The organism is Azospirillum brasilense (assembly GCF_022023855.1).
Lineage (GTDB): Bacteria > Pseudomonadota > Alphaproteobacteria > Azospirillales > Azospirillaceae > Azospirillum > Azospirillum brasilense_F.
Genome location: NZ_CP059451.1, coordinates 673,847 through 699,111 on the forward strand (window position 1 = coordinate 673,847; position 25,265 = coordinate 699,111).

The 25,265-nt window shown below is 70.1% G+C and carries 24 protein-coding genes; 11 read left to right on the forward strand and 13 right to left on the reverse strand.

What is annotated here, in order from left to right:
- Positions 1–22: 22 nt before the first annotated feature.
- From nosZ to H1Q64_RS25770, 9 genes are all read left to right on the forward strand, one after another.
- On the forward strand, positions 23–1,966 hold the full coding sequence (gene nosZ, locus H1Q64_RS25730; RefSeq protein ID WP_237906703.1) for a TAT-dependent nitrous-oxide reductase: 1,944 nt from the start codon (positions 23–25) through the stop codon (positions 1,964–1,966).
- A 123-nt stretch (positions 1,967–2,089) separates the two neighbouring features.
- On the forward strand, positions 2,090–3,457 hold the full coding sequence (locus tag H1Q64_RS25735; RefSeq protein ID WP_237906704.1) for a nitrous oxide reductase family maturation protein NosD: 1,368 nt from the start codon (positions 2,090–2,092) through the stop codon (positions 3,455–3,457).
- Positions 3,454–4,323 carry an ABC transporter ATP-binding protein gene (locus tag H1Q64_RS25740; protein ID WP_145675650.1) on the forward strand — a complete coding sequence of 290 codons (870 nt, stop codon included), beginning with the start codon at positions 3,454–3,456 and terminating at the stop codon, positions 4,321–4,323. The genes H1Q64_RS25735 and H1Q64_RS25740 overlap by 4 nt, the downstream gene beginning before the upstream one ends.
- Positions 4,320–5,150, forward strand: a complete 831-nt coding sequence (locus H1Q64_RS25745; RefSeq protein WP_040137444.1) for an ABC transporter permease — start codon at positions 4,320–4,322, stop codon at positions 5,148–5,150. Before H1Q64_RS25740 ends, H1Q64_RS25745 begins: the two co-directional genes overlap by 4 nt.
- The gene (locus H1Q64_RS25750) at positions 5,150–5,749 is read left to right on the forward strand and encodes a nitrous oxide reductase accessory protein NosL (RefSeq protein WP_237906705.1); all 600 of its coding nucleotides are present in this window, start codon (positions 5,150–5,152) and stop codon (positions 5,747–5,749) included. The genes H1Q64_RS25745 and H1Q64_RS25750 overlap by 1 nt, the downstream gene beginning before the upstream one ends.
- Positions 5,746–6,732, forward strand: coding sequence for an FAD:protein FMN transferase (locus H1Q64_RS25755; protein ID WP_237906706.1), 987 nt, complete (start codon positions 5,746–5,748; stop codon positions 6,730–6,732). The genes H1Q64_RS25750 and H1Q64_RS25755 overlap by 4 nt, the downstream gene beginning before the upstream one ends.
- A gap of 27 nt (positions 6,733–6,759) precedes the next feature.
- The gene (locus H1Q64_RS25760) at positions 6,760–6,972 is read left to right on the forward strand and encodes a twin-arginine translocase TatA/TatE family subunit (RefSeq protein WP_094303944.1); all 213 of its coding nucleotides are present in this window, start codon (positions 6,760–6,762) and stop codon (positions 6,970–6,972) included.
- Between the two features lie 22 nt (positions 6,973–6,994).
- The gene (locus H1Q64_RS25765) at positions 6,995–7,711 is read left to right on the forward strand and encodes a cyclic nucleotide-binding domain-containing protein (RefSeq protein ID WP_237906707.1); all 717 of its coding nucleotides are present in this window, start codon (positions 6,995–6,997) and stop codon (positions 7,709–7,711) included.
- Between the two features lie 28 nt (positions 7,712–7,739).
- The gene (locus H1Q64_RS25770; protein WP_237906708.1) at positions 7,740–8,786 is read left to right on the forward strand and encodes an NnrS family protein; all 1,047 of its coding nucleotides are present in this window, start codon (positions 7,740–7,742) and stop codon (positions 8,784–8,786) included.
- Positions 8,787–8,958: 172 nt separating this feature from the next.
- Here the strand turns inward: H1Q64_RS25770 and H1Q64_RS34170 are convergent, their stop codons facing one another.
- The 5 genes from H1Q64_RS34170 to H1Q64_RS25795 form a co-directional block, all read right to left on the reverse strand.
- The gene (locus H1Q64_RS34170) at positions 8,959–9,111 is read right to left on the reverse strand and encodes a c-type cytochrome (RefSeq protein WP_419468860.1); all 153 of its coding nucleotides are present in this window, start codon (positions 9,109–9,111) and stop codon (positions 8,959–8,961) included.
- 301 nt (positions 9,112–9,412) lie between these two features.
- On the reverse strand, positions 9,413–10,327 hold the full coding sequence (ubiV, locus tag H1Q64_RS25780; protein ID WP_237906709.1) for a ubiquinone anaerobic biosynthesis protein UbiV: 915 nt from the start codon (positions 10,325–10,327) through the stop codon (positions 9,413–9,415).
- A gap of 12 nt (positions 10,328–10,339) precedes the next feature.
- Entirely contained in the window at positions 10,340–11,338 is a 999-nt protein-coding gene (ubiU, locus tag H1Q64_RS25785) for a ubiquinone anaerobic biosynthesis protein UbiU (RefSeq protein WP_237906710.1), read from the reverse strand.
- Positions 11,339–11,342: 4 nt separating this feature from the next.
- Positions 11,343–11,972 carry a ubiquinone anaerobic biosynthesis accessory factor UbiT gene (gene ubiT, locus H1Q64_RS25790; protein WP_237906711.1) on the reverse strand — a complete coding sequence of 210 codons (630 nt, stop codon included), beginning with the start codon at positions 11,970–11,972 and terminating at the stop codon, positions 11,343–11,345.
- A gap of 149 nt (positions 11,973–12,121) precedes the next feature.
- Positions 12,122–12,634 (reverse strand): DUF2249 domain-containing protein, encoded by a 513-nt coding sequence (locus H1Q64_RS25795; RefSeq protein ID WP_237906712.1) that lies wholly within the window; start codon positions 12,632–12,634, stop codon positions 12,122–12,124.
- Between the two features lie 222 nt (positions 12,635–12,856).
- Here H1Q64_RS25795 and H1Q64_RS25800 point away from each other — a divergent pair, with 222 nt between their 5' ends.
- Complete coding sequence (locus H1Q64_RS25800; protein ID WP_237906713.1) at positions 12,857–13,597, forward strand: Crp/Fnr family transcriptional regulator; 741 nt, start codon at positions 12,857–12,859, stop codon at positions 13,595–13,597.
- Positions 13,598–13,667: 70 nt separating this feature from the next.
- Positions 13,668–13,904: a DUF1858 domain-containing protein gene (locus H1Q64_RS25805; protein WP_237906714.1), complete on the forward strand. Its 237-nt coding sequence runs from the start codon at positions 13,668–13,670 to the stop codon at positions 13,902–13,904.
- Between the two features lie 20 nt (positions 13,905–13,924).
- On the opposite strand, the gene H1Q64_RS25810 is transcribed toward H1Q64_RS25805, so the two are convergent.
- The 8 genes from H1Q64_RS25810 to H1Q64_RS25845 form a co-directional block, all read right to left on the reverse strand.
- Positions 13,925–15,091 (reverse strand): NnrS family protein, encoded by a 1,167-nt coding sequence (locus H1Q64_RS25810; protein ID WP_237906715.1) that lies wholly within the window; start codon positions 15,089–15,091, stop codon positions 13,925–13,927.
- Positions 15,092–15,114: 23 nt separating this feature from the next.
- Positions 15,115–16,329, reverse strand: a complete 1,215-nt coding sequence (locus tag H1Q64_RS25815) for an NnrS family protein (protein WP_237906716.1) — start codon at positions 16,327–16,329, stop codon at positions 15,115–15,117.
- On the reverse strand, positions 16,326–17,099 hold the full coding sequence (locus H1Q64_RS25820; RefSeq protein WP_237906717.1) for an ATP-binding cassette domain-containing protein: 774 nt from the start codon (positions 17,097–17,099) through the stop codon (positions 16,326–16,328). The genes H1Q64_RS25815 and H1Q64_RS25820 overlap by 4 nt, the downstream gene beginning before the upstream one ends.
- 27 nt (positions 17,100–17,126) lie before the next feature.
- Complete coding sequence (locus H1Q64_RS25825) at positions 17,127–19,412, reverse strand: TonB-dependent receptor family protein (protein WP_237906718.1); 2,286 nt, start codon at positions 19,410–19,412, stop codon at positions 17,127–17,129.
- A gap of 175 nt (positions 19,413–19,587) precedes the next feature.
- Positions 19,588–20,412, reverse strand: coding sequence for an ABC transporter permease (locus tag H1Q64_RS25830; RefSeq protein WP_237906719.1), 825 nt, complete (start codon positions 20,410–20,412; stop codon positions 19,588–19,590).
- Positions 20,413–20,420: 8 nt separating this feature from the next.
- Positions 20,421–21,416, reverse strand: a complete 996-nt coding sequence (locus tag H1Q64_RS25835) for an ABC transporter substrate-binding protein (protein WP_237906720.1) — start codon at positions 21,414–21,416, stop codon at positions 20,421–20,423.
- A gap of 11 nt (positions 21,417–21,427) precedes the next feature.
- Entirely contained in the window at positions 21,428–21,883 is a 456-nt protein-coding gene (locus H1Q64_RS25840; protein ID WP_237906721.1) for a hemerythrin domain-containing protein, read from the reverse strand.
- 189 nt (positions 21,884–22,072) lie between these two features.
- The gene (locus tag H1Q64_RS25845) at positions 22,073–25,258 is read right to left on the reverse strand and encodes an efflux RND transporter permease subunit (RefSeq protein WP_237906722.1); all 3,186 of its coding nucleotides are present in this window, start codon (positions 25,256–25,258) and stop codon (positions 22,073–22,075) included.
- Between the last annotated feature and the right edge of the window lie 7 nt (positions 25,259–25,265).

Consider the following 25,265-nt stretch of genomic DNA (forward strand, 5'->3'; position numbering starts at 1 on the left):
GGGACATCGAAGGAGTTCACCCATGTCGGAAAATAAGGCGTCGAACATCAAGGTTGAGCGGACGGGCGTGAACCGCCGCGATCTTCTCGGGGGCACCGCCAAGGCGGCGGCGCTGGCCGGAATCGCCGGCGCTGTGGCCGGCGGCACGGCGGGCGGCGCGCTGTTCGGCGCCGGGCCGGCCGCGGCCGCCGGGGCGGGCAACCAGAAGTACGAGGTCAAGCCGGGCGATCTCGACGAGTACTACGTCTTCCATTCCGGCGGCCAGTCGGGCGAGCTGCGCATCCTCGGCCTGCCCAGCATGCGCGAGCTGCACCGCATCCCGGTGTTCAACCGTTGCAGCGCCTCGGGCTGGGGCCTGACCAACGAGAGCCGGAAGATCCTGACCGAGGGTCTGACCGAGGAGAACCGGAAGTATCTGGCCAACCACGGCGGTACCTGGCTGAACGGCGACCTGCACCACCCGCACATGTCCTTCACCGATGGCACCTACGACGGGCGCTACATCTTTGTGAACGACAAGGCGAACACCCGCGTCGCCCGCATCCGCTGCGACATCATGAAGGTCGACAAGATCATCGACATTCCGAACGTCTCGGCGATCCACGGCCTGCGTCTGCAGAAGTACCCGCGCACCGGCTACGTCTTCGCGAACGCCGAGCAACTCGTGCCGATGCCGAACGACGGCAAGAACGTCGATCCGAAGAACTACCGGACGCACTTCTCCGCCATCGACGGCGACAGCATGAAGGTGTCGTGGCAGGTCCGGGTGGACGGCAACCTCGACAACACCGAGGCGGACTACCAGGGCAAATACGCCTTCTCGACCTGCTACAACTCCGAAAGCGGCGTGACCACCGCAGAGATGACGGCGAACGAGCAGGACTGGATCGTCATCTTCAACATCAAGCGCATCGAAGAGGCGGTGAAGGCCGGCAAGGTCGAGGTGATGCACGGCGTCCCGGTCGTGGACGGCCGCCACGGTTCGCCCTTCACCCGCTACGTGCCGATCCCCAACAGCCCGCACGGCATCAACGCGGCGCCGGACGGCATCCACGTCACCATCAACGGCAAGCTGTCGCCGACGGTGTCGGTGATGGACGTCCGCCTGCTCGACGACCTGTTCGAGGACAAGATCAAGCCGCGGGACGTCATCGTGGCAGAGCCGCAGCTGGGCCTCGGGCCTCTGCACACCGCCTATGACGGGCGCGGCAACGGCTACACCACGCTGTTCCTCGACAGCCAGATCGTGAAGTGGAACATCGACAAGGCCAAGCGCGCCTACAAGGGCGAGAAGGTCGATCCGATCATCCAGAAGCTGGACGTGCACTACCAGCCGGGTCACACCCATTCCTCGATGGGCCAGACCAAGGACGCCGACGGCAAGTGGCTGATGGTGCTGAACAAGTTTTCCAAGGACCGCTTCCTCAACGTCGGTCCGAGCAAGCCGGAGAACGACCAGCTCATCGACATCTCGGGCGACGAGATGAAGCTGGTGCACGACGGCCCGACCTACGCCGAGCCGCACGACACGCTGATCGTCCACCGCTCCAAGCTGAACCCGAAGAGCGTTTTCACCCGCGACGACCCGATGTGGGAGGAGGCCCGCCAGCAGGCCAAGAAGGACGGCGTCAACCTGGACGACGACGCCAAGGTGATCCGCGAGGGCAACAAGGTCCGTGTCTACATGTGGCAGCGCGCTCCGGCCTATGGGCTTGAGGAGTTCACGGTCAAGCAGGGCGACGAGGTGACGCTCTACATCTCCAACATGGACGATGTGGACGATCTGACCCATGGCTTCACCCTGTCGAACCACGGCATCGCCATGGAGATCGGGCCGCAGCAGACCAGCTCGGTCACCTTCATCGCCGAGCGTCCGGGCGTGCACTGGTACTATTGCCAGTGGTTCTGCCACGCCCTGCACATGGAGATGGGCGGCCGCATGATCGTCGAGCCGCGCGCGACCTGAGGCGCCGTTTGCCCCCACCCCAACCCCTCCCCCGCTTCGCAGGGGAGGGGACGAACTCCCTCCCCCGCCCAGCGGGGGAGGGCCGGGGTGGGGGCAATGGTCTTCGATTGCAGGATTTCGTAGATGCCCCACCACTCTCCACTCCCCCTCCTCGCCGTGGCGCTCGCCTTCGCCGCCGGGACAGCCTGCGCCGCCACGGTGACGGTGGCGCCGGGCGGGCTGGACGGTGCGCTCGCCGCGGCGGCGCCCGGCGACACGCTCGTCCTCGCCTCCGGCACGCACCCCGGCCCCGTCGTGGTCCGCAAGCCGGTCACGCTGCTCGGCGAGCCGGGCGCCGTCATCGACGGGGGAGGGGAGGGGAACGCCGTGACGGTCTTCGCCCCCGACGTGACCGTGCGGAATGTCGAGGTCCGCAATTCCGGCATCAGCCTGTCCGAGCAGAACACCGGAATCTTCCTGGGCAAGGAGGCGCACCGCGGCGTGATCGAGGGCAACCGGCTGCGCGACAACCTGATCGGCATCTATGTCTGGGGCGCCCACGATGTGATGGTCCAGCGCAACGACGTCATCGGTCGCACGGACCTGCGCCTGTCCGAACGCGGCAACGGCATCCAGCTGTGGAACGCGCCGGGCACGCAGGTGGTGGACAACCACGTCCAGGACGGGCGCGACGGCATCTTCACCACGACGTCGAAGAAGAACCTGTTCGCCCGCAACCGGTTCGAGCGGGTGCGCTTCGCCGTCCATTACATGTACACGAACGATTCCGAGGTGTCGGACAATGTCTCGGTCGGCAACCATGTCGGCTACGCGATCATGTATTCCAACAACCTCGTGATCCGGAACAACCGCTCGCAGGGCGACCGGGAGCATGGGCTGCTGCTGAACTACGCCAACAGCGCGCTCATTGAAGGCAACGTGATCGACGGTCCCCTGTCGCCCGAACAGGCGGCGCCGGTGGAGGTGGCCGCCGACAAGGACATGCCGGTGGCGACCGACGGCCCGGTGGAGGGCCAGCGCACCGGCACCTGGAAATGCGTCTTCATCTACAACGCCAACAAGAACCGCTTCACCGGCAACCGGTTCGAGGGCTGCGAGATCGGCGTGCACTTCACCGCGGGGTCAGAGCGCAACACCCTGACCGGCAACGCCTTCATCGGCAACCGCACCCAGGTCAAGTATGTCGGGACGCGCCACCTCGACTGGTCGGAGAAGGGACGCGGCAACTACTGGTCCGACAACGCCGCCTTCGACCTGAACGGCGACGGCGTCGCCGACGAGGCTTACCGCCCCAACGACGTCGTGGACCGTGTGATGTGGGCCTATCCGGCGGCGAAGCTGCTGATGAACAGCCCCGGCGTGCAGGTGATCCGCTGGGCGCAGAAGCAGTTCCCGGCGCTGCACCCCGGCGGCGTGATCGACAGCGCCCCTTTGATGAGCCCGCCGCCGTCTCCGGCGCTGCGCCAAACGGCGGAAAGGAACGCCCAATGACCGACACACCGACCATCCGTGTGGAGGGAGTCTCCAAGCGCTACGGCGACGCCTTCGCCGTGCGCGAGGTGGATCTGGACCTCGCCGCCGGAGAATGCGTGGCCATGGTCGGCCACAACGGCGCCGGCAAGAGCTCGCTGATCAAGCTGATGCTCGGGCTGACCACGCCGACCGCCGGCGGAATCCGCGTGCTGGGCGGCGACCCGGCGAGCGCCTCCGCCTCCCACATCCGCCGGCAGGTCGGCTTCCTGCCGGAAAGCGTCGCCTTCCACCCCAGCATGACCGGGCGCGAGACGCTGGACTTCTACGCCCGGCTGAAGCGGGTGCCGCGCGACGGCAACGACGCGCTGTTCGAGCGGGTGGGGCTGGAGCCCGCCGCGGTGAAGCGCCGCGTCGGCACCTATTCGAAGGGCATGCGGCAGCGGCTGGCGCTGGCCCAGGCGCTGCTCGGCGGGCCGAAGGTGCTGTTCCTCGACGAACCGACGACCGGCCTCGACCCGGCGCTGCGCCAGAGCTTCTACGAGATCGTGCGGGACCTGCGCGACGCCGGCACCACCGTCCTGCTGTGCAGCCACGCCCTGACCGAGCTGGAGGGACAGGCCGACCGCGTCGTGGTGATGAACCGCGGGCGCAAGGTCGCCGACGGCTCGCTCGCCACTTTGCGCGGGCTGGCCCAGCTGCCGGTGCGCATCCGCCTGACCCTGCCGTCCGGAGAGGTCGTGGAGACCGCCTGCGCCAACGACGACAAGGTGGCGACGCTCCGCCAGATCGCCTGCGAAGGACCGGAACTCGCCGACATCGAGGTCGTCCAGCCGAGCCTGGACGAGATGTACGCCCACTTCCTGCGCCGGGAGGCTGCGGAATGAACACGCTTCTGACGATCGCCGCCAAGGAGGTGCGCGACGGCCTGCGCAACCGCTGGGTCGTCGCCACCACGCTGTTGATGGCGGCGCTGGCGCTGACGCTGAGCTTCCTGGGGGCCGCCCCGACCGGCACGGTCGGCGTCGGCCGGGTGGAGGTGACCATCGTCAGCCTGTCCAGCCTGACCATCTTCCTGCTGCCGCTGATCGCGCTGCTGCTGTCCTTCGACGCGGTGGTGGGCGAGATCGACCGCGGCACCATGACCCTGCTGCTGTCCTACCCGGTGGCGCGCTGGCAGGTGCTGATCGGCAAGTTCCTCGGCCACGCCGCGATCATCGCCTTCGCAACCGTGCTGGGCTATGGCGCCGCCGGGGTGGCGCTGGCGATGAGCGGGACCGAGATCGGGCCGGAGAGCTGGCGCGCCTTCGCCGCCATGATCGGGTCGAGCGTCCTGCTGGGTGCGGCCTTCACGGCCATGGGCTATCTCGCCTCCACGCTGGTCCGCGATCGCGGCACGGCGGCGGGCATCGCCGTGGCGATCTGGCTGGTTCTGGTCCTGCTCTACGACATGGCGCTGCTGGGGCTGCTGGTGGCCGACGGCGGCAAGACGGTGAACGCCGGCCTGCTGAACGGGCTGCTGCTCGCCAACCCGGCGGACGCCTTCCGCCTCTTCAACCTGACCGGTTTCAAGAGCGTCAGCCAGTTCGCCGGCACCGCCGGGCTGGCCGCGCAGGTGCAGGTGTCGGCCTCCGTCCTGCTGGCCGTGCTGGCCGGCTGGGTCGCCGCACCGCTGGCGCTGGCCGCCGTCCTCTTTTCCAGAAGGCAGATCTGATGAACATCTCCCTGAGAGCCACGCTGCTGGCCGCCTGCCTGCTGCTGCCGCTGTCCGCCTGCCAGCAGCAGAAGGCGGAGACCGCCCCACCACCACCCGTCGCCATCACCGCCGACGCGATCGGCCATTACTGCGGCATGAACCTCGCCGACCATCCCGGCCCGAAGGGGCAGATCCTGGTCGGTGGGCGCGACCGTCCGATCTGGCTGTCCTCCGTCCGCGACACCTTCGCCTTCACCATGCTGCCGGAGGAGGCGAAGGACGTCCGCGCCATCTACGTCACCGACGTCGGCCAGGCCGCCGACCCGCGCAAGCCCGACCTGACCGTCTGGATCGAGGCGCGCAAGGCCTGGTACGTGGTGGGCAGCCGCGAGCGCGGCGGCATGGGCGAGGCCGAGCCTTTCCCCTTCGGCGACGAGGCCGCCGCCCGCCGCTTCGCCGCCGACAACGGCGGCACGATCAAGCGCTTCGCCGAGGTGACCGAGGACGAGATCCTCCACCCCACGCTTCCCTCCGAACAGACCGCCGCCGACGAGCCTGCGGAGCAGGGCGGCAATCATGGCGGCGGTCACGGCGCCGGGCATGGAGGCACGCCATGACCACCCGCCGCCGCTTTCTCGGCATCGCCGCGGTGGCCGCCGGGCTGGCGCTGCTGCCGGGCGGCCTCCGGGCGGCGGGCGTGCCGGTGCGGACGTGGCGCGGCGTCGCTCTGGGGGCGGATTCCGTCCTCCAGCTGGCGCACCCGGACCCCGCCGAGGCCGATCGCCTGATCGCCCTGTGCCTGGAGGAGGTCGCGCGGCTGGAGCGGGTCTTCAGCCTCTACCGGGCGGATTCGGCGCTGGCCCGCCTGAACCGCGACGGTGTGCTGGACGCACCCCCCGCCGATCTCGTCCGGCTGCTGTCCGAAGCCGCGGCCTTCAGCCGCCGCACCGATGGTGCCTTCGACCCGACCGTGCAGCCGCTGTGGCAGCTCTACGCCGGCCATTTCGCCCGCCCCGGCGCCGATCCCGCCGGCCCGCCGGAGGCCGTCCTTCGCGCGGCCAGGAACTTGGTCGATCACCGCAAGCTCCGCGTCGAACCGGGCCGCGTCGCCTTTGCCGCGCGCGGCATGGCGGTGACGCTGAACGGCATCGCCCAGGGCTACGTCACCGACCGCGTGTCCGAGCGCCTGCGGGCGGAGGGCATGACCGACGTGCTGGTCGATCTGGGGGAGATCCGCGCGCTCGGCCATCACCCCTCGGGCCGTCCCTGGTCGGTCGGCCTCGCCGATCCGCTCGCGGAAGGCCGCAACGCCGACACGCTGGAGATCGCGGACCGGGCGGTGGCGACGTCGGGCGGCTACGGCACGCCTTTCGATCCCGCCGGGCGCTTCACCCACCTGTTCGACCCGGCGACGGGCGGCTGCGCGCGGGAGTGGCTGGCGGTCACAGTGCTCGCCCCTGACGCCACCACCGCCGACGCCCTGTCCACCGCCCTGTCGGTCGCACCGGAAGCGCGGGCCGCCGTCCTCCTCGACCGTTTTCCGGGCACCGCCGCCCGCCTCACCCGCCGCGACGGCAGCGTCCTCGCGCTGCGCGCCTGACCGTCCTTCACCCAGGAGACCATCGTCATGGGAAGTTTCAGCCTGATGCACTGGGCCATCGTCCTGCTGCTCGTCCTGCTGCTGTTCGGGGCGGGCAAGCTGCCCAAGGTCATGGGCGACCTCGCCAAGGGCGTGAAGTCTTTCAAGGCCGGCCTGAAGGACGACGAGTCCGACGCTGCCCCGGTTCTGGTCACCCCGGTTCACGTTGGGGCGTCGCGCAAGCCCGCCTCCGAAGCCTGACCATGACACCAGAGCCGGGACGATGAAACAGGGCGCCCTGACGCTGATGCGCGACCTCCCGCTGTTCGAGGGGGTCGCCAACGAGACCTTGGAGGCGTTGACCTACGGGGCGCTTCTCCAGTGGTTCCCCCGCGAGACACGGCTGTTCGCGGAGGGCGAGATTCCCGACTTCCTGCACATCCTCGTGGAGGGCACGGCGATGCTGGCCGGCTGCGACGAGGCAGGGCAGGAGACGGTGATCGACATCGTGCGCCCCGGCGATTGCTTCGTGCCGGCGGCGGTGCTGGCCGACGCGCCATACCTGATGTCGGCGCGGACGCTGGAATCGTCGCGGATTCTCATGCTGGCCGCTCCCGTCCTGCGCGTGCAGGTCGCCCGCGACCACGCGCTGGCTCTGCGGGTGATGAGCACGCTGGTCGGGCAGTGCCGCGGGCTGGTGCGCGAGGTCAAGAATCTGAAGCTGCGCACGACGACCCAGCGGCTCGCCGCCTTCATCCTGTCGCAGGTCGATCCGTCGCCTCAGGACGAGGCGGAGGATGGCGCGACGTTCGAACTGCCGGTCAGCAAGCGTGTGCTGGCCAGCCGCCTCGGCATGACGCCGGAACAGCTGTCCCGCACCTTCACCAAGCTCTCCCCACACCAGCTCCACGTCACCGGCAACACCGTCCGGGTGCGGTCGGTCGAGCAACTGCGACGGCATTGCAACGTCGGCCATCCCAACGGTCATCACACCTCATGATTCAGCCAAGGCGGAGCGGGGCCTGACGGTGCCGTTCCGTCCCTTTTTTCTGCTGACCGCCCTGGACGCGCAGCTCGCGGTGGGGCTGTGGGTGCCGGTCCTGCTGGGGTGGGACGTGTCCGGCGTGATCGCCGACCCGACGGGGTGGCACGGGCGGGCGCTGCTGTTCGGCACATTGCCGGCGATGATGGCGGGATTCCTGCGCACCGCCCTGCCGCGCTGGACCGGGCGGCCGCTGGTCGGCGTGCGCCTCTGGCCGCTTTTGGTGCCTCTCTGGCTGGCGGGACGGGCGCTGTCGCCCTGGGTGGCCAGCGCGCACGCGCCGTTCCTTGCCGCGCTGGCCCTTCTCGTGACCCTGCAGGTCGCCGCCGCGCGGGACGGGCGCAACGCCGTTGTCGCGGCCCTGGCCGGAGCGCTGGCCGGGGCCGCGCTGTGCGACGCCGTCCCGTCCGCCTTGGCGCTGTCGCTCGGGCTGGTCATGGTGCTGGGCGGCCGCATCGCGCCGAGCCTGACCGCCACCCATCTGGGCCTGCCCAGCAAGGCGGCGCTGTTCACCGAGCGCCCTTGGTTTGAGCGTGCCGCCGCCTTGTCCGCGGCCTGCGCGCTGGCCGTCTGGCTGGCCGAACCAAGTTCTGGAACGACGGCCGCTGCAAGCCTTCTCGCCGCGCTGACGCAGACGGCCCGGATGGTCCAATGGCGGGGCTGGCGGACGCTCGACCGGCCATCGGTCCTCGCCGTGCACGCGGCTTATGCCTGTATCCCACTCGGCTTCGCCTCCGTGGCGGCGTCGCCCGGCATGACGATTCATCTCTGGACGGTCGGGGCGCTCGGGCTGATGGGCTTCGCGGTGATGTCGAGCATGATCCGCAAGCACGCCGGCAACGCCTTCGGGCGGTCGGTGGTGGTGACGGGCTGCTACGTGCTCACCGCGCTCGCCGTTGCCTTGCGCGCGGTTGCCGCGGTGGCGGGAGAGGATGGCCCACTGTGGCTGCTGGCCGCGGCCGGCGCCTGGAGCGCGGCGGCGATCCTGTTCCTGGCCGCCTTCGGCCGCCTTCTCGTCCGCGGCCGCCCTTGAGCGGAAAAAAGCCCACCGGCGGAGAGCCGATGGGCTTGAAAGGGGCAGAAAAACGGGAAGGTACTCGTCCAGCGGGGACGCAATCGATCAACGATTGTGCGGTTATCCTAGCGGCTGTTTGTCCTCCCATCCTTGACGGCGGTCAAGCCGGCAAGAAAACGCGACGATTTCGTCAGCTGTTCTTTTTCAGGAAGGCGATCAAGTCCTTGCGGGCCTGTTCGTTCTTCACGCCGGCGAAGGCCATCTTGTTGCCGGGGACGGCGCCCTTGGGGTCCGCCAGATAGGCGTCGAGCGTCGCCTCGTCCCAGGCCCCGGCGTTCTTCATGGCATCGGAATACTTGTAGGCCTCGACGGCACCGGCCTTGCGGCCGACGACGCCGTGCAGGTTGGGGCCGACGCGGTTCGGGCCGCCGGGCCTCGATGGTGTGGCAGGCCTTGCACTGGTTGAACACCTTCTCGCCGGCGGCGGCGTCCTGCGCGGCGGCAAGGCCGGGGGACGACGCGACCAGCCCGAAGGCGAGCAGGGCAAACATGCGCTTCATAGGGGTTTCCTCGTTCAACGGACTCAAAAGTCAGCCGGGCCGCGCGGGAAGCGACGGTCCGACGGACATCGGATGGCGGATGCGTCAGGCGGCCGGCGCCGCAGCGTCGGCGTAGGCCGCACCCGCCATGTTGTGGAAGAAGCCGTTTTCCAGCGGGACGGCGGTCATGGCGCGCAGCTCCGCCATCACGTCCTGTCCGCTGCGCGCGCCGTCCAGGATGGCGCGGAAGGCCTTGGCGACGGCAACCATGTCGAGGTCCTGCGGCGACAGGCGGAAGCGCTGGATGCCCATCGCCCGCAGCCGGTCGATCTCCGCCGCCAGCGCCAGATAGCCGTGCGACAGCGTCTGCGTGCCATTGACCGACAGGAAGGGCTGGCCGTCGACGGTGCTCACCGGCATGCCGTCCGGGTCGTTGGTGCAGACGAACTGGCAGCCGTCCTTGTGCAGCGCGTGCGCCCGCGCGTGGTAGCAGCGGGCGGAGATGGCGAGCGGCGCGCGCCCGAACACCTGCACCTCCATGGACAGGCCGAGCGCCGCCCCCGTCTTCGCCATCATGGCGACGGAGGCGGCGGGAAGCTCCGCCGGCAGCGACACGGCGACGGCGCCGCGCCCGGCCAGCCAGGCCAGGGTCGCCTCGTTGTAGCTGTTGATGAAGGGGCCGACGGCGTGGCGGCGTCCCTCCAGCAGGGCCAGCGCGCCCATGTCGTTGGCCTCCACCGGCAGGAGGTCGCTCTCCACGAGGTCGCGCATCGCCGCGCGCTCGCGGTCGCTGCCCGCCAGGATCGGGCTGGCGAGCCAGACCTCCTTCCCGGCGGCGGCCAGACGGGCGATCACCTCGTCCATGACCGGGGCGAGGAAGGGTGCGCGCTTGGAACAGACGATCTCGCCGACGACGACGGCGTCGACCGGCGCCTCGTCGGCGATGCGGGCGTAGAAATCACGCCAGCGCTCCGCCGGCCAGTTGAACAGGACGGGGCCAAGGGTCAGGGTGGGTTTCATGAACGCAACTCCTCAGCGCCACGCGCGGGTGTAGGCGCCGGTGGTCTGGGCCCCGCCCTCGACCATGGCCTCCAGGTCGAGCGCCGGCACGGGCAGCCCGCGTTCGAACGCGTCCAACGCCCGGCGGTAGGCGCCGACCACGGCGGCAATGTAGGCCTTGCCGCGCTGGCGGCCTTCGATCTTCAGGGCGCAGACCTTGGCGGCCTTCAGTTCCGGCAGCAGGGCCAGCGCGTTGAGGCTGGTCGGCTCCTCGAACAGGTAGGCCGGATCGCTGGAGGTGCCGCCGCCGGGCACGAAGCGGCCCTTGCACAGCGTCGGGTAGCCCGCCGGCTCCCCGGCGCCGAAGACGTTGATGGTGAAGCCGCCGAGGCGGGAGGCCAGCGCCTCGCCGCGCGGCTCGTAACGGACATGACTGGCGGGGGAGCAGACGCCCTGCTTGTTGGGCGATAGCCCGGTCGCGTAGGAGGACAGCGAGCAGCGCCCCTCCGCCATCGGGCAGAGGCCGCCGAAGACGAAGACCTCCGTCTCCACATCGACCTCGGCGTTCAGCCGGGCGATCTCCGGCACCGTCAGCACGCGGGGCAGCACGACCCGCCGCACGCCGAAGGCCTCGCGGTAGAGCCGGATCGCCTCGGCGTTTGCGGCGGAGGCCTGAACGGACAGGTGAAGCCGCAGGTCGGGATGGCGCTTTGCCGCGTAGTCGAGCAAACCGAGGTCGGCGAGGATCACCGCATCCGCCTTCAGCCGTGCGGCATCGTCCACCGCGCGCTGCCAGGGGGCGAGGTTGCCGGCCTGAGGGTAGGTGTTGATGGCAACGAAGACCTGGACGGACCGCGCGTGGGCGTAGGCGATGGCCTCGGCCAGCTCCGGCCGCGAGAAGTTCAGGCCGGGGAAGTTGCGCGCGTTGGTCTCGTCGCGGAAGCCCAGATAGACGGCGTCGGCGCCCGCGTCCACGGCGGCGCGCAGCGCGGCGGGATTGCCCGCCGGGCAGATCAGTTCGAAGGAACCCATGTCGTCACGCTCCCTGCCGCGGGCCGGTGAGCCTCCGCTCCAGAACGGCCATGCCCCAGCGCACCGGCGGCGGGGCGAAGCGGCGGGCCGTGGCGAGCAGGTCGAGCGCCCGCCCCGCGTTGCGCCGCGCCACGGGCAGGGCGTGCCGCAGCGGACCGGCCGCGGCGGCGACGTCGCCGAACAGGTCCATCTCCTCGCCGTCCAGCGTGTTGCGGAGCGCCAGGATCAGGGCAGTGTCTCCCTCGATGGAGAGTTCGCGGCGGAAGAACAGCGCGTCGCCGTCGATGCGCCCTTCCAGCAGGTCGAGAAGCCGCGCGCAGGGGCCGCGCACCGTGGCCTCCGCCTCGGCGGTCCGGTCGCAGACCCGCAGGGCGAGGCCGGGGCCGACGCGGAGCAGCAGGGCGGCGGGCGCGTCCACGGGATCGATGAGCAGGTGGGCGTCGGGCAGCTCGCCGAGGGCGGTGAAGGCGCGCGGGTGGCGCGCCTCCAGAATCCGCAGCAGCCGATCGAACAGCAGGCCGCCGGCCCTGTCGCCGAGCCGCCGCGCGACCCCCAGCCCGGCCCGCGTCAGTTGGACTTCGACGTCGCGGGCACGGGTGTCCGGGGCCATCTCCTGGGCCTTATCCTGAGCCATAAAGCCGGGATCGCGCATACGCCTGTCTCCTTCCCTTCGGAATGGTCGTGTGGCGGGCGGAGCCCGCCGGGCTTCGGCAATACAGCCCGGTGGTCATACCATCCTTGATGACGGTCAAGCCCAAGGTCCCGGAACGCCCCCTGGGGCGATCAGCCGCACATGCCCCCGCAGCAGGAGCCGGAGCGCCGGGCGACCAGACGCTCGTAGGACAGGTGCAGCTGCCCGGCCGGCGGGATGACCCCCTGCATCAGGTCGAGCACCTCCTCCGCGGTCGTGCCCGGCGGGCAGTCGGTGATCTCGCAGACCAGCCCGCCGTCCGCCACGCCGAGCGGCGTCTCGGCGGCGACTGCGCTCGCCTGCCCGCCGCGCCCGATGCGCACCCGCAGGGAGGTCGCCGGCGCGGTGCCGGACTCGGGCCGCCCGATGCGTACCCGCCAGCGCTCCGGCCCGCGCTCCAGATAGGTCCAGCTCACCGCATCGCCGAACAGCGCCTGGATCTGGAGAGAGAGCGGGCGCGGGTCATGGTCATTGACCAGCACGAAGCCGCGGCCCGGCGCCAGATCCTGCGTGGCCTGGAGGATCAGCGGGTGGCGCTGGTGGGGCGGAATGGACTGGACGTCGATGACCGGCTCGGCCGCGGTGGACTGTTCGGCGATCTGCATGGGGGAGGTCCGAAGGGTTGCGATGTGGCGACAAGTCTAAAGGACTGGTCCAATCGGCTCTTTGTTCTAGGACAAATTGATACCTTAGTCCCGGCTTTGAGTTTCAAGCAGAGCGCAGGCGGGTTGCGGCGCGGCGCGCGGACGGTCATGGTGTAAGGCAACTTTTCCGTGACGGCTTCCCGCAGGGGTGGTCGGGCATGGCCTTGCTTTGAGGATGGTCCGATGACGCCGCTTGCCCCCGATCCCGCCACTTTGCGTGGCCTGCGGCTGTTTTCCGGTCTGGACGCGGCGGCCCTGGCCGAGATCGTCCGGTCCGCCCACACCCGGCGGATCGAGAAGGGAACCACCATCTTTTCCCAGGGCGACCGGGCGGGCCTCTGCCACGCGCTGATCGACGGGCGGGTCAAGATCGTCCAGACCGGGGCCGACGGGCAGCAGCTGGTGGTCCGCTACATCGGCGCCGGGGAGATGTTCGGCACGGCGGCGGTCTTCTCCGGCGGCATCTACCCTGCCGACGCGCTCGCCATGGTCGATTGCGTCGGCGTCCACTGGACTGCCGCCACGATGGGCGAGCTGATGGAGCGCTACCCCCGCATCGCGCTGAACGCCCTGGACATCGTCGGCCGCCGCCTGCAGGAGGTGCAGACCCGCCTGCGCGAGCTGTCCACCGAGCGGGTCGAGCGTCGCGTCGCCCACGCGCTCCTGCGGCTGGCCCGTCAGGCGGGCCGCCGGGTCGGGAGCGGCATCGAGATCGACTTTCCGTTGTCGCGTCAGGACATCGCGGAAATGACCGGAACCACGCTGCACACGGTGAGCCGCATCCTCAGCGGTTGGGAGGGACAGGGGATCGTCGAGGGCGGGCGCCAGCAGGTGACGATCCGCCAGCCGCATGCCCTGGTTGTCATCGCCGAGGATCTGCCCAAGCCGGCGAAGCCGGAAGTGACCCCGAAACCGGAGAAGTAGGGGGGCCGAACCTCCGTTCCGTTTGCGCGGGCGCAAAGAAACGCGCGCGCCGGTGCGCTAGGTTGACGGGATGATCGCTCCGCCATCACCTTGCGCCACCGCGGCCTTGCCCTCGTCCTCCGACTTCGTCGAGGATGTGCTGGAGCGCTGGCCGTCGACCATTCCCGTGTTCCTCAAGCACAGGATGGCCTGTCCCGGCTGCCCCATGGCGCGTTTCCAGACCGTCGCCGAGGTGGCGGACGACTATGGCCTGGACACCGACGCTTTGCTGGACGAGTTCGCGCGGGCTATCGCGGCGGCCGGCTGACGCTCCTTACCGCCGGCCCTTCATCGCCGACGGGTCAGCAGCATCCGTCCGTAGACCATAGCGAACATCAGGAAGGCGGCAACCCACAGGACGCCCGCCAGCGGCAACAGCAGCATCGTGCGTTGCGGGTCGAGGGCGGCGGCGATCCGCGCGCACGCTGCCAGCGTCACGGCGACGTAAATCGCCACCGTCGCCCAGGAAGCGGTGAGCGCCCGCCCGGTGTGGCCCAGGGTAACGCGGGTCATCATCGCCAGCGTCATGCCGCCGACGGCGCCCACGGTCCAGGCGTGGAGCGCCGCGCTTCCATGAGCGGCACTGTTGTTCAGCGAGGCCCAGGCCGCCAACAGGAATCCGACCGGGATGAAGGCGTAGGCGACGTGTAGAACGAGCACGAGAAGCTCGGACAGCGTGCGCTGCGGTTGCCATCGCGCGAGCCGCACCGTCTGCGCCAAGCCGGCGATCAGCAGCAGGACGCCGGTCAGGCGTTCATCAAGGACACCGTCGTCCCGCAGGACCCAGGCCGTCAGAGCCAGCAGGCCGAGCCCCATCGCCACACCGTCGAAGCGGGAGAAGGGTGCCGGCAGTCGTGAGGCGCCGCGCGCCTTCAGCCAGTTTCCGGTGAAGCTGGGAATGATCCGCCCGCCGATCAGCATGATCAAGGTCAGGATCGCCGCCACCGCGAGGCGTGTGCCGTGGACGCTCTGCCCGAAGCGCCACAGCTCCCAATGGAACAGGCCCTGCGCGCCGATCAGAACGGCAAGGACGGCGACGACCTTCAGATTGCGCCAGTTCCTCGCCGCGGCGATCTCCCGCCCGGCCACGGCGGCGAGCGCCATCGGAAACAACAGCGTGAGCAACGCGACCGCCAGCGGTCCCAGAGCCGCCGATCCGGCCACGCCCAACCGTCCCACGATCCAGACGGCGAACAGAACCGCCAGCGGCCAGCCGGCCACGGGCGGACGCCCGGTCCAGTTCGGTATCGCCGTCAGCAGGAAGCCGGCAACGATGGCCGGGACGAAACCGAACAGCAGCTCGTGGGCGTGCCAGGATACGGGGGAAACATCCATCTCCGGGCTGACGAGGCCGAGGAACCATGGCACCCAGACGGCGATCAGTGCGGCGGCATAGAGCGCCCCGAACAGGAAGAAGGGACGGAAGCCGGCGCTGAAGAGGGTGATGGGCTTCATCGGGGGCCTTTTACGTTAAAGGGTCAACACACCGCGGCCTCGTCCACACGGGGCTTGGACAGGAACGGCCAGTAGACTTTCAGCCAGAGCAGGAAGGCCGCCGCCCAGAGCAGGGCCGCCAGCGCGTGAGGCGGTCCAGGTGGCACCGGCACAATGCCCAGTTCCGGCAGGACCCGCAGGGCCACCGCCCCCGCCAGCAGCGGAAACGCCAGCCGCGCCCTCGCCGGAAGGGGAAAGGTCCGGCCGGTGTGGAACAGCCCGGCGATGGCGAAGACCGCCAGCACGCCGAGGCCCAGTCCGCCCATCAGTGCCAGATGCAGCGCCGGGGTTTCGGCAAACCCCGCCCCCAATCGGGAGACGCCGATCAACAGCAGACCGGCGCCCGCCATCAGGCTCGACCCGGCCAGGGCCAGGATCTCCGTGCGGAAGACGGCGCGGCCGATGAAGGATTCGGCGACCCGGTCGAGAAAGGCGGCCCCCGCGGCGATGAAGAGATAGGCGCTCACCGCGGGCGACAGCCCGGCGATCTCCCCGGCCAGGGCGATGGCGACCAGACCGGGCGCCAGATTGAGGCGTCCCGGATGGGGCCGGTAGGGCGAACTGCTCTGGGTGGGATCGAGGACGAGATTCGTGACGGGCACCGAAATGCGCGCCAGAACGAGCCCGAGCAGCCCGAGCAGCACCAGCCCGGCGGCGTGCAGCCCGGCCTGCGCCCACTCCACGTCACCGATGACGAACGCGGCGTGGACCACGGCACCCGACACCGCAAGCGCGCTCAGCCAGAGGAGAACGCCGAGCAGCCGGCTTGTGCGCTTGCGCCAGGACACCGCCGCGACGTAAACGGGCAGGGCGGCGAGCCACGCCGTGTCGGCCACCGCGGCGACGGCGGCCGCCCCGTCGGTGCCGACCAGCCCGGAGACCCGCCCGATTCCCCACAGCGTCGCCAGCGCGAAGAGGGCACGCCCCTGAAGCCGCCGGCTGTCGGTCCATTCCGGGATGGCCGTGGTGATGAAGCCGAGCACCGCCGCGCCGAAGGAGCCGAACAGCATCTCGTGCGCGTGCCACAGCCCTGGCGGGATCGCGCCGTCGAAGGGCAGGGCGAAGCCGTTGACCACCGCCCACAGCAGTGGCCACAGAGCGGCGTGCAGGGCCGACAGCGGGAAGAACAGCCGCAGCCCCTCGTCGCCGAGGATGCCGGCGAGGGTCGGCGCGCGGGCGGTTCGGATCGCGTCCGTCACGGGGTCCGCCTTTCGTCGATGTCGTGGATGTGGCGGAACAGCGGGTCGTCGCTCAGGAAACCGGCGACCAGCCGGTAGACGGCGCCGTCGTCGCGCCCGCCCGGTTCGCCGGGAACGGTGCGCGTCCCGGCGATCCCGCGCCCCTGGGCGTCCATGACCACGACGCGGTGGGCGATGCGCACCGCCTCCATCAAGTCGTGGGTGATGAACAGGGCGCCGAACCGCGCCCCGCGCGCCGCCTCGATCACCAGATCCTGCATGCGGCGCTTCAGGGCGACGTCGAGCGCGGTGAAGGGCTCGTCGAAATAGACGAAGTCGGGGTCGATCGCCAGCGCCCGCGCGATGGCGGCGCGTTGGCGCATGCCGCCCGACAGCTCGACGGGGAACTTGTCGAGGTCGGCGCGGTCGAGCGCCACGCGACGCGCCGCCTCCTCCGCCCGCTCCCGCCGTTCGCGGCGGGGCAGGCCGAGCAGGCGCAGCGGGTAGGCGATGTTGGCCCGCGCCGTCGCCCAGGGCAGCAGGCGCGGGTCCTGAAACACCATGCCGTGGCGGCGGTAGCGCCGCGCGACGCGGCCTCGCGACGGCTCCACCACCCCGGCGGCGATGTGCGCCAGCGTGCTCTTGCCGCAGCCCGAAGGGCCGACGAGCGCCGCCACCTCGCCCGCCGCCAGCGACAGGTCCACGGCGTCGAGCACCGTGCGACCGAGATAGGCGTGGCCGATGCCGGTCAGCATCAGGGAGGGGGTGGCGTCCGTCGATTCCCGCGTCATGGCTAAGTGCCTTTCAATGATCGGATGTCAGAAGCTGACCTTCAGGCCGGCGTAGAAGGCCCGTCCGTCGCCCGGTAGGTAGACCGCCTGGGTGGGCGACGCCTGATCGACGATCAGGGTCGAGGAGGCGTAGGTCGCGTCGAAGATGTTGCGCGCCTCGCCATAGACGCTGACATGCTCGTTGATGGCGTAGGTGCTGCGCAGATCGACCGTGGCGTAGCCGTCCGTGTAGACGCTGTTCATGTTGTCCACGGGGGTCCTGCCGGGATACCAGTCCACCTCCGCCCCCACCGACCACGCGCCGGTGATGTCGTAGCGCGCCGAGGCGTTGATGACGTGGCGCGGCGCGCCGGCCAGCCGGTTGTCACCGCGCACCGGATCGTCCTGGAACCGGAAATCCTGGAAGGTGTAGGCGATCCGTCCGCTCAGCCGCTCGGTGAGGAAGGCCGACAGCCCGAGATCGACGCCGAAATGCCGCGTCCGGTCGGCGTTCACCGCGCCGAGCGAGGCCCCGGTGGCGTCGCGCAGGCTCAGCAGCTCGTTCTTGACCCAGGAGTAATAGGTCCCGGCATCGACCGCGACGACCCCGAAACGGCCGCGCCAGCCCGCCTCGACGGTGGTCGCCGTCTGCGCCCTGAGGTCCGGCGTGCGGTAGGCGGTCGAGGCGAGGCCGGGCTGGGCCGGGTTCGGGCGCCCCGCGCTGCTGTTCGGCGTGCCGTTGACGGTGGCAATCAGGTCGTCGTGGGTCGGAGGCTCGAAGCTGCGGCTGACCGCGGCGTAGAGGGTGTGGTCCTCCAGCGGCTTCCAGGTCAGGCCGAGGCTGGGGCTGAACCCGGTGTAGCTGCGGTCGTAGCTGGTGTCGCCCGCGGGGATCGAGCCGGCCGGCAGCGCCACGCGCGGGTTGGCCGGGTTGAAGGCGATGGTCGGCCGCCGCGCCGCGCCGAAGGTGTCGTCGTTCTCGCGCGTGGCGTGGGTGACGGTGAGCGCCGGGGACAGGGTAACGGCGTTGCCCAGCGGCAGGTTCAGGCCGCCGTGCAGCGCCAGGGTGGAGGCGTCCATTGTGCTGCGTCCGAACAGGGCGCCCTGGCTGCCGGCGTTGTTCAGGTGGTCCTCGCGGTCCGCCGAGCCGACGACGTAGCGCAGGGTCGTCTCGAACAGCGGCAGGGGCTGGCTCGCGTCGGGGCGGTAGGCGTAGCGCGCGACGGCGGTGACGTCGCCGCCCTCGGTCTTGCGGATGCCCGAGGAGATCGGGAAGCGGAAGGTGTCGTCCGTGTGGGTGTAGCCCAGCGCCACGTCCAGCAGGTGCGCCCCGAAGGTCGCCGTCGTCCGGTTGCCGGCGCGGAACTGCCTGGCCTCGCGCTCGGGCCGGTCGCGGACGACGTTCGGTCCCGGATTGGTGGCGACACCGTTGACCACGCGGGGGCCGGTGTAGACCGCCTTGGGATTCGATTCCAGAAGCTGGCGGGTCAGCGGGCCGGCCACGTCGAAGGACAGGTCGGTGTAGCCGGCGAAGAAGCGGGTGGTGACGATATCGGACAGCACGGCGCCCACATTGGCGTCGAAGCCGGTGCGCTCGGAGCTGTTGTAGTCGCGATAGCCGTCGCGCTGGCTGCGCTGGACCTGGATCAGCCCGTCCAGTTTCCCGGCGCTGCCGCCGGCCTGGAGGCTCGTGTTGAACTGGCCGAAGCTGCCGCCCTCGACGCCAAGCCGGTAGCCCGGCGCGGAGGAACCGGTGGGAGAGATGACATTGATCGCTCCGCCCAGCATGCTGGCGCCCAGCCGGTTCGCGGTGTAGCCGCGGTAGATCTCGGTGAATTCCGCCTGGCGCGGGTTGGCCAGACCGACGATGTAGGAGCCGTCGGCCCGGTTCAGCGGCAGGCCGTTCTGCAGGGCCAGGATGCCGCGCTCCACCGGATTCTGCTGAAGCCCGGAGCCGCGGATCTGGATGCGCGGCTGGTCGTTGCCGCCGAAGAAGTTCTGCACCACCACGCCGGGCACCCCGGACAGCGCGTCGGACACCGTGACGTTCGCCTTGCCGGCCAGATCCTCCTCCGCCACCAGGGCGGTGCCCCCGGGGATCGCCTCCAGACGGCGGCGGGCGGTCGCCTCGGCGCTGTCGGCCTGTCCCTCGACCATGACGGGGGAGAGGACGACAGCGGCCCCCGGCGCCGCCGACTGCGCGCGGGCCGGCTGCGGTGTCGCGGCGGTCAGAGAGGCCATGGCCAGCCCCGCCAGAAGGATGGGCGCGCGGGTGGCGGTGTCCGCTCGCGCGGTTCGGAACGCCGCTTGTCCGGCCTGTCCCCGTGTCGTCATGGTTCTCGTTTCCCCAGAAAAGCCGATCTCTCGGATCAAAATGCGAATGATTGTTGTTCGCATTTTGTCGGCCTTTCCGGCGGACTGTTTGTCCGCGGTCAAGTTCGCGGCGGAAAAGCAGGGTGCACGATCGATTTTTCCATTGGCGCCTTCCCCGGCAATCAGCGTCCAGCGGTCAGCGCTTGACGCCCCAGGGGCGCGCGGCGTTGCGCCAGCGTTCGAACTCGGACCGGATGGGGTGGACCAGCGTGTATTCGACGAGGATCAGCCCGATCACCGCGATCAGCACCCAGGCCAGCGCCTCGGCCACGTCGAGGTTGGCGCGGGCGGCGGCCAGCGCGCCACCGATGCCGCCGGTGTTGGCGAGAAGCTCGGCCATCACCGCCACCTTGAAGGCCGAGCCGAGCGCCACGGTCAGCGCCGGGAACAGGAAGGCGGCGACGTGGCGCAGCCCGAGCGTGGTCAGCCGGGCGAACGGGCCGGCGCCGAAGGCACGGGCCATGTCGTCCAGCCCGCGGTCGCGGGTGACGGCGCCCTCGGCCACGCCGACGAAGACCACCGGTGTGGCGGCGACCAGCACCGTCGTGATGATCGTTCCGTCGGTGGAGCCGAACCAGATCATCGCCAGCACGATCCAGGCGATGGGCGGGACCCCCAGCAGGACGGTCAGGATGGGGCGGGCCAGCCGCATCGTCGCCGGCGAATAGCCAGCGGCCAGCCCGCCCGCGGCGCCGGCAAGGGCGGCGAGCGCGAAGCCCTCGACCGCGCGCAGCGTGGTCTGCCCGGCCAGTTCCCAGGCGGCGGGATCGGCGGCGATGGTCAGTCCGGCGGCCAGCGTCGCCAGGGGGGCCGGCAGGATGAAGTCGCCGTAGCGTTCATGCCCCGCCTGCCAGAGGGCGGCGAACAGGGCCAGCCCGGCCAGCCCGGCCCAGCCCGACCACAGAAACTGCCCGACGCGGCCCAGCCGGTCGAGAACCGCGTCGGCGCGCGCCGTCGTCATGCCGCACCTCACAGATAAAAGTCCGTCGCCGGCAGCGCGCCGCCGATGATCTTGGGGTCGAACTCCGCCAGGGCGCGGAAGACGGCTTCCATCGGTTCGCGGACGGCGCTGGCCCGTTGAGCGACCAGATTGGAATGGGGGATTGCCTGCTCGATGACCGGCCAGGGCAGGCCGAGCGGCGCCGCAGCGTCGTTGGCGGCCCGCGCCGGGTCGGCGTTGACCGAGACGGTCGCCTTGGCCAGGGCGTCGTGCAGAGCCTCGACGCTGGCGGGATGCTCCGCCAGGAAGGCGGCGGAGACGCCGAGCCCGGCCTGCGGCAGCACGGTCGCCAACCCGGTGGCGGCGCCCCAGGACTGCTGGATGTCGAGGACCCGAGTCACCGTCTTGCCGGCCATCCCGGCGCGCAGGATGGCGGCTGAGGCCGCCGGCTCAGGCAGCAGGGCGGTGTCGGCCCGTCCGGTGGCGAGAAGCTGGATCGCCTCCATCGGCGTGCCGGTGAACTGAAGGGCGACATCGCCATCGGCCATCAGCCGCTCCGCCGCCAGGAGGCGCCGGAACACATATTCCGGCGTGTCGTTGCGGAAGGGGATCGCGACGCTCCGGCCCTTCAGCGCGGCCACCGAGGTCAGCGACGGATCGGCGGACAACAGGTACAGCAGCCCGTTGGTCATCACGTTGACCAGCCGGACGCCGAGCCCCTTGTTGAAAAGGTTGGCGGCGGACTGGGTCGGCAGCACGAAGGTCTGCATGGTGCCGGAGGTCAGCCCGGCGCGCAGCTCGTCGGGGGTGCGCCACGCCTTGAACACCACCTTGTCGGCGACCGGGCGGAGCAGCCCGGAGGCGATGGCGTGAACCAGCGTGATCGACGGACCCGCCGGCGGCCCCCACAGGGTCAACTGCGGCAAGGGGGCCGCGGTCGCCGCCGCCGCGGGGCGGCGGAGGGCGGGAGCGGCCAGCAGGGCGGCGAGCCCCGCCAGCGCGGCGCGGCGGTTCGGACGGATCATCGGATTCGCCCTCAGCGGTTTGCCGTCTTGTCGGCGAGGCCGGCGCGGTCGATGACGTCGTACAGCTCCAGATCCTCGCGGGCGATGCGATGCTTCAGGGCGGTCACGACCTCCCGCGTCTCGCGGACGAAGGTCTCCGGGTCCTTGGACACTGCCAGCGGGCCGGGCCAGCTCGCCCGATAGCGGTCGAAGCGTGCGCGCAGGCTGCCCATTTCGGCCTGGAAGCGCGCCGCCGTGGCGCGCAGCGCCGGGGTCGGGTGGGCCAGCAGGCGCGGGTAGAGCGCGCTGTCCTCCACCGACAGGTGGACGGTGAACACGCCGAACAGATCGCGGACCGCCGCGGCGAGAGCGGCGGCGTTCGCCACCGGGGACGGCGCCGCCAGCAGGGAGTCGATCCGGTCGACGAGCTGCCCGACGGTGGCGTGGTGATGGCGGTACAGTGTGGTGCTGATGGCTGCACTGGACATGATGAGGTCTCCAACCGGGGCCGCCAGCGGATGGGCGGTGCGTGACGGTGAGAGTGCCGGCTGGAGCGTTGCCGATCGTTGTGCCAGAGCAAGCAGGGGGAAAGGTCAGGGAAGAAACGGCGTGGCGGGGAGCGGGCGTTCGGCCCCGGCTCCCCGCCACGGTTAAGGCGACGGTTCCCTCAGGGACGCTCAGTCGTCCCCATGCCCGTGGGCGAGCGCCGGACCGGTCGGCGCCGCGGCCGGCTTGCCGGCCCCGACCAGCGTGCGCAGCAGGACGTAGAAGACCGGGGTCAGCATCAGGCCGAACAGGGTGACGCCGATCATCCCCGCGAACACCGCGACACCCATCGCGTGGCGCATCTCGGCGCCGGCGCCGGTGGAGGTGACCAGCGGCACCACGCCCATGATGAAGGCGATGGAGGTCATCAGGATGGGCCGCAGCCGCAGCCGGCTGGCCTCGATGGCGGCCTGCACCACGCTGCGCCCCTGATGCTCCAGCTCGCGGGCGAACTCGACGATCAGGATGGCGTTCTTCGCCGACAGGCCGACCAGCACCATGAAGCCGATCTGGGTGAAGACGTTGTTGTCGCCTCCCGTCAGCCACACCCCGGCCAGCGCCGACATCAGGCTCATCGGCACGATCAGCAGGATGGCCAGCGGCAGGGTCAGGCTCTCGTACTGGGCGGCCAGCACCAGGAAGACGAGCAGGATGCTGATGGGGAAGATCCACAGCGCCGCGTTGCCGGCCAGGATCTCCTGATAGGTCAGGTCGGTCCATTCGAACCGCACGCCGCGCGGCAGGGTCTCCTGGGCGATGCGCTCCGCCGCCGCCTGGGCTTGGCCCGACGAATAGCCGGGGGCCGGCCCGCCGTTGATGTCGGCGGCGGTGTAGCCGTTGTAGCGCACGACCATCTCCGGCCCGTAGCTCTGCTTGACGGTGACCAGCGAGGAGAGCGGCACCATGTCGCCCTGGGCGTTGCGCGTCTTCAGCAGGCCGATGTCGGCGGATTCGGCGCGGAAGGGCGCGTCGGCCTGGACGCGGACTTGGTAGACGCGGCCGAAGCTGTTGAAGTCGTTCACATAGAGCGAGCCGAGATAGATCTGCATGGTGTCGAACACCTCGCCGATGGGCACGCCCTGCTGCTTGGCCTTCACGCGGTCGAGATCGACGTCGAGCTGCGGCACGTTGATCTGGTAGCTGGAGAAGGCCGGTCCCAGCTCGGGCGTTTCCATGGCCTTCTTCAGGAAGGAGCCGACCGCCGCGTTCAGCGCCTCGTAGCCCAGCGCGCCGCGGTCCTCGATCTGCATCTTGAAGCCGCCCAGCGTGCCGAGGCCCATCACCGGGGGCGGCGGGAAGATGGCGACGAAAGCCTCCTTCAGGCCGGCGTAGCGCTTCTGCAGATCACCGGCGATGGCGGCGGCGGAGAGCGACGGGTCCTTGCGCTCGGCGAAGGGTTTCAGCGTGACGAAGACGATGCCGGCGCTGGAGCTGTTGGTGAAGCCGTTGACCGACAGGCCGGGGAAGGCGACGGCGCTCTGCACGCCGGGACGGGCGAGCGCGATGTCGGTCATCTCGCGGATCACCGCCTCCGTGCGGTCGAGCGAGGCGCCGTTGGGAAGCTGGGCGAAGCTGATGAGGTATTCCTTGTCCTGCGCCGGGACGAAGCCCATCGGCACGGTGCGGCCGAGCAGCACGGTGACGCCGAGCAGCCCGACATAGACCAGCATCATCAGCCCCTTGTGCCGCACCACCCCGCCGACGCCGCGGCCGTAGCCGGTCGAGGCGCGGTGGAAGACGCGGTTGAACAGCCGGAAGAAGCCGCCGAAGACCCGGTTCATGGCGCGGGTCAGCCAGTCCTGCGGCTGGTCGTGGCCGCGCAGCAGGACTGCCGCCAGGGCCGGCGAGAGGGTCAGCGAGTTGAAGGCGGAGATGACGGTGGAGATCGCGATGGTCATCGCGAACTGCTTGTAGAACTCGCCGGTCAGGCCGCTCATCGCCGCCAGCGGGACGAAGACGGCGACCAGCGTCAGCGCGATGGCGATGATCGGGCCGCTGACCTCCTGCATGGCGCGGTAGGTGGCTTCCTTGGCCGACAGGCCGTTCTCGATGTTGCGTTCGACGTTCTCCACCACGACGATGGCGTCGTCCACGACGATGCCGATGGCCAGCACCATGCCGAACAGCGACAGCGCGTTGATCGAATAGCCCAGCCCCAGCATCAGCGAGAAGGTGCCGACGATGGACACCGGAACCGCCAGCAACGGGATGATCGAGGCGCGCCAGGTCTGAAGGAAGACGATGACCACCAGCACGACCAGGGCGACGGCCTCCAGCAGCGTGTGGATCACCGCGTCGATGCTGGAGCGGACGAACTGCGTCGGGTCGTAGACGATGCTGTAATCGACGCCGTCCGGCATGTCGGCCTTGAGATCGGCCATGGTCGCCCGGATGGCGTCGGAGATGGCCAGCGCGTTGGCTCCCGGCGACTGGTTGATGCCCAGCGCCACCGCCGGCTTGTTGTCGAGCAGCGAGCGCAGGCCGTACTGCGCCGCCGCCATCTCGACGCGGGCGACGTCGCGCAGCAGGGTGACGCCGCCCTGCTCGCCGGTCTTCAGGATGATCGCGCCGAACTCCTCCGGCGTCGTCAGGCGGCCTTGCGCGTTGATCGAGAGCTGCAACGGCGTGTCGGGCAGGGACGGCGAGGCGCCGATGACGCCCGCCGCGACCTGGACGTTCTGCTCGCGGATCGCCGCCACCACGTCGGACGCCGTCAGGCCGCGCTGGGCGACCTTGTTGGGGTCGAGCCAGACGCGCATGGAATAGTCGCCGGCGCCCCACACCTGCACCTCACCGACGCCGGAGATCCGGCTCAGCCGGTCCTTGACGTTCAGGATGGCGTAGTTGCGCAGGTAGGTCATGTCGTAGCGGTCGTTGGGCGACAGCAGATGCACGACCATGGTCAGGGTGGGCGAGCTTTTGACCGTCGTCACGCCCAGCCGCTGCACGTCGGACGGCAGACGCGGCAACGCCTGCGCCACGCGGTTCTGCACGAGCTGCTGCGCCTTGTCGGGGTCGGTGCCCAGCCGGAAGGTCACGGTCAGCGCCATGTTGCCGTCGCTGTTGGCCTGCGACTGCATGTACAGCATGTTCTCGACGCCGTTGATCTGCTCCTCCAATGGGGAGGCGACCGTTTCGGCGATGACCTTGGGGTTGGCGCCCGGGAACTGGGCGCGCACGACGACCGACGGCGGGACGACCTCCGGATATTCGGAGATGGGCAACTGGAACAGCGAGATCGCTCCCGCCAGGAACAGCGCCACCGACAGCACGCCCGCGAAGATCGGGCGGTCGATGAAGAATTTCGAGATGTTCATGATGGCT

Coding starts and splice junctions, on each gene's coding strand:
- H1Q64_RS34170 (WP_419468860.1), bottom strand. CDS start 9,111: ATGAAGAACGCCGGGGCCTGGGACGAGGCGACGCTCGACGCCTATCTG.
- H1Q64_RS25810 (WP_237906715.1), bottom strand. CDS start 15,091: ATGAAGCCCATCACCCTCTTCAGCGCCGGCTTCCGTCCCTTCTTCCTG.
- H1Q64_RS25835 (WP_237906720.1), bottom strand. CDS start 21,416: ATGATCCGTCCGAACCGCCGCGCCGCGCTGGCGGGGCTCGCCGCCCTG.
- H1Q64_RS25755 (WP_237906706.1), top strand. CDS start 5,746: ATGACCACCCGCCGCCGCTTTCTCGGCATCGCCGCGGTGGCCGCCGGG.
- H1Q64_RS25735 (WP_237906704.1), top strand. CDS start 2,090: ATGCCCCACCACTCTCCACTCCCCCTCCTCGCCGTGGCGCTCGCCTTC.
- H1Q64_RS25745 (WP_040137444.1), top strand. CDS start 4,320: ATGAACACGCTTCTGACGATCGCCGCCAAGGAGGTGCGCGACGGCCTG.
- H1Q64_RS25795 (WP_237906712.1), bottom strand. CDS start 12,634: ATGCAGATCGCCGAACAGTCCACCGCGGCCGAGCCGGTCATCGACGTC.
- H1Q64_RS25805 (WP_237906714.1), top strand. CDS start 13,668: ATGATCGCTCCGCCATCACCTTGCGCCACCGCGGCCTTGCCCTCGTCC.
- H1Q64_RS25800 (WP_237906713.1), top strand. CDS start 12,857: ATGACGCCGCTTGCCCCCGATCCCGCCACTTTGCGTGGCCTGCGGCTG.
- nosZ (WP_237906703.1), top strand. CDS start 23: ATGTCGGAAAATAAGGCGTCGAACATCAAGGTTGAGCGGACGGGCGTG.
- H1Q64_RS25820 (WP_237906717.1), bottom strand. CDS start 17,099: ATGACGCGGGAATCGACGGACGCCACCCCCTCCCTGATGCTGACCGGC.
- H1Q64_RS25825 (WP_237906718.1), bottom strand. CDS start 19,412: ATGACGACACGGGGACAGGCCGGACAAGCGGCGTTCCGAACCGCGCGA.
- H1Q64_RS25760 (WP_094303944.1), top strand. CDS start 6,760: ATGGGAAGTTTCAGCCTGATGCACTGGGCCATCGTCCTGCTGCTCGTC.
- H1Q64_RS25765 (WP_237906707.1), top strand. CDS start 6,995: ATGAAACAGGGCGCCCTGACGCTGATGCGCGACCTCCCGCTGTTCGAG.
- ubiV (WP_237906709.1), bottom strand. CDS start 10,327: ATGAAACCCACCCTGACCCTTGGCCCCGTCCTGTTCAACTGGCCGGCG.
- H1Q64_RS25750 (WP_237906705.1), top strand. CDS start 5,150: ATGAACATCTCCCTGAGAGCCACGCTGCTGGCCGCCTGCCTGCTGCTG.
- ubiU (WP_237906710.1), bottom strand. CDS start 11,338: ATGGGTTCCTTCGAACTGATCTGCCCGGCGGGCAATCCCGCCGCGCTG.
- H1Q64_RS25845 (WP_237906722.1), bottom strand. CDS start 25,258: ATGAACATCTCGAAATTCTTCATCGACCGCCCGATCTTCGCGGGCGTG.
- H1Q64_RS25740 (WP_145675650.1), top strand. CDS start 3,454: ATGACCGACACACCGACCATCCGTGTGGAGGGAGTCTCCAAGCGCTAC.
- ubiT (WP_237906711.1), bottom strand. CDS start 11,972: ATGGCTCAGGATAAGGCCCAGGAGATGGCCCCGGACACCCGTGCCCGC.
- H1Q64_RS25840 (WP_237906721.1), bottom strand. CDS start 21,883: ATGTCCAGTGCAGCCATCAGCACCACACTGTACCGCCATCACCACGCC.
- H1Q64_RS25830 (WP_237906719.1), bottom strand. CDS start 20,412: ATGACGACGGCGCGCGCCGACGCGGTTCTCGACCGGCTGGGCCGCGTC.